The 1,220-nt window shown below is 54.5% G+C and carries 1 pseudogene; it reads right to left on the bottom strand.

Features of this window, described 5'->3' with window-relative positions:
* Positions 1-34: 34 nt before the first annotated feature.
* Positions 35-1,161 (bottom strand): annotated as a pseudogene (locus tag ACR1XV_RS21420) (IS3 family transposase).
* Between the last annotated feature and the right edge of the window lie 59 nt (positions 1,162-1,220).

Consider the following 1,220-nt stretch of genomic DNA (forward strand, 5'->3'; position numbering starts at 1 on the left):
TGAGCAGCCTCATCTGACTGGTCCAAATTGATTGTTAGTGCATCATCGGCCTGTGATCCATCGGGATGATGGTTTCGGGTGCTGGCGGGCGATAGCCCAGAGCACTGTGGGGTCGTTTTGTGTTGTAGCTTTTTCTCCATTGTTCGATCAGGATTTGTGCTTTGCGTAGGCTGTAGAAGATTTCGCCGTTGAGTAGCTCGTCCCTGAACCGGCCATTGAAGCTTTCACAATATTCGTTCTCCCATGGGCTGCCGGATTCGATGTAAGCCGTCTTGGCACCGACGGCAGCAATCCAGTCTCGGACAGCCTGGGCGACAAATTCCGGCCCATTGTCTGAACGTATGAAACTCGGCGCGCCGCGAAGTAAGAATAGGTCTGTCAGGACATCGATTACATCGGTCGAGTTCAGCTTCCGCTCGCCCCTGATAGCCAAACATTCCCGACTGTACTCATCAAGGATGTTCAGCGTCCTGAAAGCTTTGCCATCATCGGTTCGGCAATGGACGAAGTCATAGGACCACACGTGGTTGCGATACTCCGGCCGCAGCCGAACTCACGACCCATCGTTTAGCCAGAGCCGTCCTTTCTTCGGTTGTTTCACTGGCACTTTCAGCCCCTCTCGCCGCCAGAGCCGTTCAACCCGCCCATCACTGACGAACCATCCAGCCTCTCTCAGCAGCGCAGCGACCCTGCGATAACCATATCGGCCATATTGACGGGTCAGCTCGATCATGTCGGCCACCAGCCGGTCTTCGTCTGCGCGACCTTGTGGGACGCGCCGTTGCGTAGACCGGTGTTGTCTAAGCACGCGGCAGGCGCGTCGCTCAGATACTTTGAGCTGGCTGCGGACATGATCGATGCAGGCACGACGACGAGCGGGGATCAGTAGTTTCCCTTTGTGGCTTCCGTCAGGATTAATTTGTCCAACGTCAGATCAGAAACCGCGCGCCTCAGCCGTTCGTTCTCTTTCTGAAGTCGCTTCAGTTCTTTCAACTGATCTACACCCATTCCACCGTACTTCTTTCTCCAGCGGTAATAGGTTTGTTCAACAACGCCGATCTGCCTGATCGTATCAAGACGGGACATGCCTTGCCCCATCAGAACTTCAACCTGCCGTAACTTCGAGACAATTTCTTCGGGCTTTGGTCTCTTGTTTGCCATTCGTGGTCCTCCGTTTCCTAAACATAACGGTGGACCAGTTCAGTTGGGGAGGCTCAGCG

Source organism: Ruegeria sp. AD2(2025) (assembly GCF_056542385.1).